The sequence below is a fragment of the Pseudomonas sp. UBA3153 genome (assembly GCF_002364635.1).
GTDB classification, from domain to species: domain Bacteria; phylum Pseudomonadota; class Gammaproteobacteria; order Pseudomonadales; family Pseudomonadaceae; genus Pseudomonas_O; species Pseudomonas_O kuykendallii.
Genome location: NZ_DEYR01000091.1, coordinates 13,321 through 13,652 on the forward strand (window position 1 = coordinate 13,321; position 332 = coordinate 13,652).

A 332-nucleotide genomic window follows, 5' to 3' on the forward strand; every position below is an offset into this window, starting at 1 on the left:
GTTGAGCGCCAGCAGGTTGGTGTGCTTGGCGACGTCGCGGATGACGTTGACGATGCTGTTGATCTTGTTGGCGTTGTGTTCGAGATCGGTGACCAGCTTCTTGATCTGGTTCATCGTGTTGTTCAGGGCGTCCTGTTCCGCTGGCGCACTGCCGGGGCGTACGGAGGGTCTTTCCACGAGCATCTCCAGGAGGCGGCTTGGGGCCGACGAGCGTCGGCGCAATCCCCAAGCAGCGAGCATGCCAGGGGCTTGCCGGCCTGCGGCGCCAGGCTCACACCGCGTTCGCCGGGGCCTGGCGAGCCGTGGCGGCATCGGCGGGCAGATCGGAAGAG